Source organism: bacterium endosymbiont of Bathymodiolus sp. 5 South (assembly GCF_900128535.1).
In the GTDB taxonomy this organism is placed as follows: domain Bacteria; phylum Pseudomonadota; class Gammaproteobacteria; order PS1; family Pseudothioglobaceae; genus Thiodubiliella.
Map to the genome: position 1 here is coordinate 1 of NZ_FQTR01000072.1, position 9,629 is coordinate 9,629.

Annotated in this window: 2 protein-coding genes; both read right to left on the reverse strand. The window is 39.5% G+C overall.

Features of this window, described 5'->3' with window-relative positions; genetic code table 11:
• Nucleotides 1-3,619, reverse strand: a 3,619-nt coding sequence (locus BBROOKSOX_RS07275; protein ID WP_139660544.1) for a BspA family leucine-rich repeat surface protein, incomplete at its 3' end; no start/stop codon positions are given.
• A 125-nt stretch (nt 3,620-3,744) separates the two neighbouring features.
• Complete coding sequence (locus BBROOKSOX_RS12110; RefSeq protein WP_257607800.1) at nt 3,745-9,624, reverse strand: BspA family leucine-rich repeat surface protein; 5,880 nt, start codon at nt 9,622-9,624, stop codon at nt 3,745-3,747.
• Nucleotides 9,625-9,629: the final 5 nt, after the last annotated feature.

The window sequence follows — 9,629 nt, forward strand, 5'->3', positions numbered from 1 at the left end:
TGGTATCAAGCTTTGCCCAGCCACGCAAAGTGCTGTCCATATTATTTAGAGTCATGGAAGTGTCTTTAAACATATGTATTGCATTTGTTAAACTCGAAACATCCCAATTACCAATGTCTTGGTTAAAGACTTTGGTATTCCAAAACATCCATGCCATCGTCGTCACCTTACTAACATCCCAATTACCAATATTTTGGTTAAAGGCATTTGCGTTAAAAAGCATATAAGACATATCAGTTACTTTACTAACATCCCAACTGCCAATGTTTTGATTAAAGATGGTTGTGGTATGAAGCATATAAGCCATATTAGTTACCTTACTAACATCCCAATCGCCAATATTTTGGTTAAACTTGATTCCGAGATAAAACATAGAAGACATATTAGTCACCTGACTAACATCCCAACCACCAATGTCTTGATTAAAGGCGGCTGCATTAAAAAATGCTTTGCGTGCATCAGTTACATGAGACACATCCCAATGGGTTAAATCAACATCAGAACCTTTACCATCAATATCAACGGACTCTTTTAAATTGCTAATTTTGGTTGTATTTTTAGTGATGGTAACATTAGCATTGTCAGCAATATCTGTAAAGCTGTTTGCTGCAACCGTAATACCAACATTGGAATGCTTTCCACCTAGATTTGGAGTTACTATAATAATATATTCAGTTGCATTTACTCGAGTAAATGAATGTGGAATTATAGTGCCATTTGTAATGCTAATATCATCCACGGTAAACGACCCGCCTCTAATGGCCTCACTAAACCTAAACATGATTGTATTGGCAGTGGTGTCTGCACCACCACTGCCTAGAATCATCAAGGTTGGTCCGGTGCTCTCAAGCACCAAGTTACCATTAGCAATCATATTAGTTAACAAATTGGCAGTATAAGCAACATTTTTTAAAGTAATGGTTACTGAACTACCAGAGTTGGTGCCGTCATGGTTAATAGTCAGTTTAGTGTGAGCACCATCAGCAGCAGCTGTGACAAAATCACTCAAATGAGAAGTAGCGCTATACCCTATCAATAAGTCGCTAAGGTTAATGGTGTCTGCGTTAGATCTTGTTGTTGTATTGCCTAGCGTGAAGTCAGTAATGGCATCATTGCCTGCGTTTTTAAAACCGTAATCAAAGATATCTCTACCACCTGCACCAGTTAAAGTATCATTGCCTGCACCACCGATCAAGATATCATTTTTGGCGCTACCAGTCAGTGTATCGTTACCACCTAAGCCGTGTAGTGTGGTTTTTGTGGCAGTTGTGTGAAGTGTATTAGCGTTATTATTGCCCTTTATCGTTTTGCTGCCATCAAAATTGCCAGCATTAATAGTCCAGTGATAGGTGTCTATTAAATATTGTCTGGCAGTGGCATCGGTGTAGTTTGCGATACTCCAAGCAACATTACTTCCGATAGCGCTCTCACCAGCAGCGGTATCAAGCTTTGCCCAGCCACGCAAAGTGCTATCCATATTATTTAGAGTCATTGCACTGGCATTAAACATACCCGTTGCATTTTTTAAACTCGAAATATCCCAACTGCCAATATTTTGGTTAAAGGCACCTGCGCTATGAAACATCGCTTGCATATTCGTCACTTTGCTAACATCCCAACTGCCAATATCTTGGTTAAAGACATTGGCGTCCCAAAACATCCCATGTGCATTAGTCACTTTACTAACATCCCAACTGCCAATATCTTGGTTAAAGGCAGTTGCTCTATAAAACATTCCAGATATATCGCTCGCCTTACCAACATCCCAATTGCCAATATCTTGGTTAAAGATGGTTGCGTTATAAAACATATAAGATATATCAGTTACCTTGCTAACATCCCAACTACCAATGTCTTGATTAAAGGCAGTTGCACTATAAAATGCTTTGTGTGCACCACTTACATGAGACACATCCCAATGGCTTAAATCCACATCAGAGCCTTTACCATCAATATCAACCGACTCTTTTAAATTGCTAATTTTGGTTGTATTTTTAGCGATGGCAGTATTAGTGTTACCAGTAACATCTGTAAAGGCGTTTGCTGCAACCGTAATGGCAACATTAGAATGCTTTCCACCTAGGTTTGGGGTTATCATAACGGTGTATTGAGTTTCACTGACTTTGGTAAATGAGCCCAAATTGATAGTGCCATTTGTAATGCCAATATCATCCACGGTAAATGACCCATCTTTAATGGCTGCACTAAAATTAAATGTGATTGTATTGGCAGCAGTATTTGCACCACCACTGCCTGTAATTATTAGGGTTGGTTTAATACCCTCAAGTACTAAGTTGCCATTAGCAATCAAACTGGTCAACAAATCAATTTTATAGGCAATATTTTTTAAAATAATGGTTACCGAGTTGCCAAATACGCCAGTACCATCATAGTCAATAATCAGTTTAGTGTGAGCGCCATTCGCAACAGCTGTGACAAAATCACTCAAATTAGAAGTAGCGCTATACCCTACCAATAAGTCACTAAGGTCAATAATGTCTGCGTTAGTGTTTGTCTTTGTATTGCCTAGCGTGAAGTCAGTAATGGTGTCATTGCCTGCGTTTTCAAAACCATAATCAAAGATATCTCTACCACCTGCACCGGTTAAAGTATCATCGCCTGCACCACCGATCAAGGTGTCATTTGTGGCACCACCAGTTAGCGTATCGTTACCACCTAAGCCGTGTAGTGTGGTTTTTGTGGCAGTTGTATGAAGTGTGTCAGCGTCATGCTTGCCCTTTATTGTCTTGCTGCCATTAAAAACATCGTCATTAATAATCCAGTGATGAGTGTCTATTAAATATTGTCTGGCAGTGGCATCGGTGTAGTTTGCAATATCCCAAGTAATATGGCGCTGAACAGTAGTTTCTCCTGCAGCGGTATCAAGCTTTGCCCAGCCACGCAAGGTGTTATCCATATTGTCTACAGTCATTGCAGTGCCTTTAAACATACCCACTGCATTTGTTAAACTCGAAATATCCCAACTGCCAATGTCTTGGTTAAAAGCGTGCGCATTGTAAAACATATAAGACATAGTGCTCACCTTGTTAACATTCCAACTGCTAATATCTTGATTAAAGGCATGTGCGTTATAAAACATCCTAGACATATCGGTCACCTTGCTAACATCCCAACTACCAATATCTTGATTAAAGGCAGTTGCATTAGAAAATGCTCTGTTTGCATTACTTGCATGAGACACATCCCAATGGGTTAAATCAACATCAGAGTCTTTGCCGTCAATATCAACCAGATTTTTTAAATAGCTAATTCGGGTTATATTTTTAGTGGTGGCAGTATGAGTATTACCATTATCAGAAATATCTGTTAGAGTGCTTGCTGTACCCGTCAAAGTGTTTGTTTCAACCGTAATGGCAACATTAGAATGTTTTCCACCTAGGCTTGGGGTTACCATAATGGTATATTGAGTTGCACTTACTTTGGTAAATGAACCTGAATTAATAGTACCATTGACAATACCAATATCATCCACGGTAAACGACCCGTCTTGAATGGCTTTGTTAAAATTAAATGTAATTTTGTTAGCGCCACTGCCCATACCGCCACTGCCTGTAATCGTTATGGTTGGCACAAGTGTTATTGTTTTTGTAGTAGTCATGATTCATTCCTCATTGTTGTTTTGTAGAGCTATAGTCCCAATAATATACCAGATTTTGTAAAATTACAGCACAAGGTGTTTTAACTTGAGGGTGCCGCCCCCCAAAACCAATAAGGCTATCAATACTATTCAAGCACTAAGTTACCATTAGTGATTAATTCATTCAGCAAATCGGTAGTAAAAACAGTATTTGTCATAACAATGGTGACTAGACTATTAAGTGCTCCAGTGCCATCGTGGTCAATAGTCAGTTTAGTGTTAGCGCCATCAGCGGTAGCTGTGACAAAATCACTCAAATTAGAAGTAGCGCTATACCCTACCAATAAGTCACTAAGGTCAATAATGTCTGCGTTAGTGTTTGTCTTTGTATTACCTAGTGTGAAGTCAGTAATGGTATCATTGCCTGCGTTTTTAAAACCATAATCAAAAATATCCCTACCACCTGCACCGGTTAAAGTATCATCGCCTGCACCACCAATCAAGATGTCATCTTTGGCGCCACCAGTCAGTGTATCGTTACCACCTAAGCCGTGTAGTGTGGTTTGTTTGGCAGTTGTGTTAAGTGTGTCAGCGTCATGACTGCCCTTTATCGTCTTGCTGCCGTCAAAAACATCGTCATTAATAGTCCAGTGATAGGTGTCTATTAAATATTGTCTGGCAGTGGCATCGGTGTAGTTTGCGATACCCCAAGTAACATAGCTTTGAATGGCGGTTTCTCCTGCAGTGGTATCGAGCTTTGCCCAACCACGCAAGGTGCTATCCATATTATCTATCGTCATTGCACTGCCATTAAACATGCGAGTTGCCCCGGTTAAACTCGAAATATTCCAATGACCAATGTTTTGGTTAAAGGCTTCTGCATTTATAAACATCCAATCCATATTAGTCACCTTGCCAACCTCCCAATGACCAATGTTTTGGTTAAAGGTTTTGCTGCTCCCAAACATCCAATCCATGTCAGTCACCTTACTAACATCCCATTTACTAATGTCTTGGTTAAAGATATGTGTTTCATAAAACATCCAACTCATAATGCTCACCTTGCTAATATCCCAATTTCTAATGTCTTGGTTAAAGGCGTGTGCTCCAGAAAACATATGGTACATATCAGTCACTTTGCTAACATCCCATTTGCTAATGTCTTGGTTAAAGGCGTGTGTTCCAGAAAACATATATTGCATATCAGTCACATTACTAACATCCCAACCGCCAATATCTTGGTTAAAGGCGATTGCACCTTTAAACATACCAGTCATATCAATCACTTTGCTAACATCCCAATTGCTAATATCTTGGTTAAAGACGCTTGTATCACTGAACATATCACGCATATCAGTCACTTTGCTAACATCCCAACTGCCAATATCTTGGTTAAATACATACGCCTTGCAAAACATCCAGCTCATAATAGTTACTGCGCCAACATTCCAATTGCTAATATCTTGGTTAAAGGAAGTTGCTGTATCAAACATATGATGCATACTAGTTACCTTGCTAACATCCCAACTGCTAATATCTTGGTTAAAGGAATTGGCATCAATAAACATCCATTCCATATTAGTCACCTTGCTAACATCCCAACTACTAATATCTAGGTTAAAGGCGTTTGCGTTAGAAAACATATATTGCATATCAGTCACATTACTAACATCCCAATCGCCAATATATTGGTTAAAGACATTGGCATTAGAAAATGCTCTGTACATGCTATCTGCATGAGATACATCCCAACCGGACAAAGTAATATTAGACCATCTGCCAATATTAACCCGATCGCCTAAAGTCCTAATTTTGGTTATATTTTCAGCGACATCAGTATTGGCATTACCAGCAATATTTGTAAAGGTGTTTGCTGCAACCGTAATAGCAACATTAGAATGTTTTCCACCTGGGCTTGGCGTTACCCTAATGGCGTATTGAGTCTCACTTACTTTAGTAAATGAGCCTGAATCAATCGTGCCATTTACAATACCAATATCATCTATGGTAAATGACCCGTCTCTAATGGATTCACTAAAATTAAATGTGATTGCATTGCTGTTAATATAGGGGCTACCACTGATTGTATTTCTGTCAACATATATACCACCATTGCCTGTAATCGCCAGAGTTGGTCCAGTGCTCTCAAGCACCAAGTTACCATTAGCAATCATATTGGTTAACAAATTAGCAGTATAAGCAACATTTTTTAAAATAATGGTTACCGAACTACCAGATACGCCAGTACCGTCATGGTCAATAGTCAGTTTAGTGTGGGCACCATCAGCAGCAGCTGTGACAAAATCACTCAAATGAGAAGTAGCGCTATACCCTATCAATAAGTCGCTAAGGTTAAGGATGTCTGCGTTAGTGTTTGTTGTTGTATTGCCTAGTGTAAAGTCAGTAATGGTATCATTACCTGCGTTTTTAAAACCGTAATCAAAGATGTCTCTGCCACCTGCACCGGTTAAGGTGTCGTTGCCCGCACCGCCAACTAAAATATCATCTGTAGTGCCACCAGTCAGTGTGTCGTTACCACCTAAGCCGTGTAGTGTGGTTTGTTTGGCAGTTGTGTTAAGTGTGTTAGCGTTATTATTGCCCTGTTTCGCCCTTTCGCCATAAAAACCGCCATAACCGTTGCCAACAACACTCCAGTGATAGGTGTCTATTAAATATTGTCTGGCAGTAGCATCGGTGTAGTCTACGATACCCCAATTAACATTGCTTTGAATGGCGGTCTCTCCTGCGGCAGTATCAAGCTTTGCCCAGCCACGCAAGGCGCTATTCATATTATCTATAGTCATTGAATTGGCTTCAAACATACCCGATGCATCTGTTAAACTTGAAATATCCCAACTGCCAACATCTTGGTTAAAGTCATGTGTGTGATGAAACATCGCTTTCATATTAGTCACTTTGCTAACATCCCAACCGCTAATATCTTGGTTAAAGTCAACAGCGTTCCAAAACATTCCATGCATATCAGTCACCTTACTAACATTCCAACTGCCAATGTCTTGGTTAAAGTTGCCTGCATGATAAAACATCCCGTGCATATCAGTCACCTGACCAACATTCCAACTGCCAATGTCTTGGTTAAAGTTGGTTTCGAGATAAAACATAGAAGACATATCAGTCACCTTACTAACATCCCAACTGCCAATGTCTTGGTCAAAGAAGATTGCGCCTTTAAACATAGAAGACATATCAGTCATATTACTAACATCCCAACTGCCAATCTCTTGGGCAAACTTAAGTGCATTAACAAATGCTTTGTTTGCATTACTTACATGAGACACATCCCAATGGGTTAAATCCACATCAGAGCCTTTACCATCAATATCAACCAGATCTTTTAAAGTGTTAATTTGGGTTATGTTTTTAGTGATGGCAACATTAGCATTGCCAGCAATATCTGTAAAGGCGTTTGCTACAACCGTAATAGCAACATTAGAATGCTTTCCACCTAAGCTTGGCGTTACTATAATCGTGTATTGAGTCTCACTTACTTTAGTAAATGAATCTGAATGAATTATGCCATTGGCAATACCAATATCATCCACGGTAAACGACCCATCTTTAATGGCTTTACTAAAATTAAATGCGATTGTATTGGCAGCAGTATTTTTGCCACCACTACCTGTAATAATCAGGGTTGGACTGGTATCAAGCACTAAGTTGCCATTAGCAATCAAACCAGTCAACAAATCAGTTCTATAAGCAACATTTTTTAAAGTAATGGTTACTAGGTTATTAAGTGCTCCAGTGCCATCATAGTCAATAATTAGTTTAGTGTTAGCACCTTCGTCAACAACTGTTATAAAATCACTTAGATTAGAATTGGAATCATATCCTATCAATAAGTCGCTAAGGTTAAGGGTGTCTGCGTTCGTGTTTATACTTGTATTGCCTAGCGTGAAGTCAGTAATAGTATCATTGCCTGCGTTTTTAAAACCGTAATCAAAGATATCTCTACCACCTGCACCGGTTAAGGTGTCATTGCCTGCACCACCGATCAAGATGTCATCTGTGGCACCACCAGTCAGCGTGTCGTTACCACCTAAACCGTGTAGTGTGGTTTTTTTGGCAGTTGTGTTAAGTGTATTAGCGTGATTGTTGCCCTGTATCGTCTTGCTGCCATCAAAACTGCCGCCACTAATAGTCCAATGATAGGTGTCTATTAAATATTGTCTGGCGGTGGCATCGGTGTAGTTTGCGATACTCCAGCCAACATTATTTTGGATAGCACTCTCACCAGCAGTGGTATCAAGCTTTGCCCAGCCACGCAAAGTACTGTCCATATTATTTAGAGTCATGGAAGTGTCTTTAAACATATGTATTGCATTTGTTAAACTCGAAATATCCCAATTGCCAATGTCTTGGTTAAAAGCTTTGGCATCCCAAAACATCCATACCATCGTCGTCACCTTGCTAACATCCCAATTACCAATATCTTGGTTAAAGGCACTTGCGCTAGAAAGCATATAAGACATATCCGTCACCTTACTAACATCCCAACCACCAATGTTTTGATTAAAGACGGTTGCGGCATGAAGCATATAAGACATATCCGTCACCTTACTAACATCCCAACCACCAATGTTTTGGTTAAAGGCTGTTGCACTAAGAAACATATGACTCATATTAGTCACCTGACTAACATCCCAACTGCCAATGTTTTGATTAAAGGTGGTTGCATTAAAAAATGCTTTTTGTGCATCACTTGCATGAGACACATCCCAATGGGTTAAATCAGTCTTAATATCAATCAACTCTTTTAAGTTGCTAATTTTGGTTGTATTTTTAGCAATAGTAGTATTAGTATTACCAACAACATCGGTAAAAGTATTTGCCGCAACCGTAATACCAACATTAGAATGTTTTCCACCTAGGTTTGGGGTTACCATAACGGTGTATTGAGTCTCACTTACTTTGGTAAACGAACCTGAATTGATAGTGCCATTTGTAATGCCAATATCATCCACGGTAAACGACTCATCTTTAATGGCTGCACTAAAATTAAATGTGATTGTATTGGCAGTAGTATTTGCACCACCACTGCCTGTAATCATTAGGGTTGGTTTAACAGCCTCAAGCACCAAGTTACCATTAGCAATCAAATTAGTTAACAAATCGGTAGTATAAGCAACATTTTTTAAAATAATGGTTACTGAGTTACCAGAGTTAGTACCGTTATGGTTAATAGTCAGTTTAGTGTGAGCACCACCATCAGCAGCAGCTGTGACAAAATCACTCAAATGAGAAGTAGCGCTATGTCCTATCAATAAGTCGCTAAGGTCAATAATGTCTGCGTTAGTATTTGTCTTTGTATTGCCTAGCGTAAAGTCGGTAATAGTATCATTACCTGCATTTTTAAAACCATAATCAAAGATATCTCTACCACCTGCACCGGTTAAGGTGTCATTGCCTGCACCGCCAACTAAGATGTCATCTGTAGTGCCACCAGTCAGTGTATCGTTACCACCTAAGCCGTGTAGTGTAGTTTTTGTGGCAGTTGTGTGAAGTGTGTCAGCGTCATGACCGCCTTTTATTGTCTTGTTGCCATCAAAAACGCCACCATTGATAGTCCAGTGATAGGTGTCTATTAAATATTGTCTGGCAGTGGCATCGGTGTAGTTTGCAATACCCCAAGTAATATTGCTTTGGATAGCACTCTCACCAGCAGCAGTATCAAGTTTTGCCCAGCCACGCAAGGTGTTATCCATATTGTCTACAGTCATTGCAGTGCCTTTAAACATACCTGCTGCATTTGTTAAACTCGAAATATCCCAACTGCCAATGTCTTGGTTAAAAGCGTGTGCATTGTAAAACATATAAGACATAGTACTCACCTTGCTAACATTCCAACTGCTAATATCTTGGTTAAAAGCGTGCGCATTGTAAAACATACAAGACATAGTACTCACCTTACTAACATTCCAACTGCTAATATCTTGATTAAAGGCATGTGCGTTATAAAACATCCTAGACATATCGGTCACCTTGCTAACATCCCAACTACCAATATCTT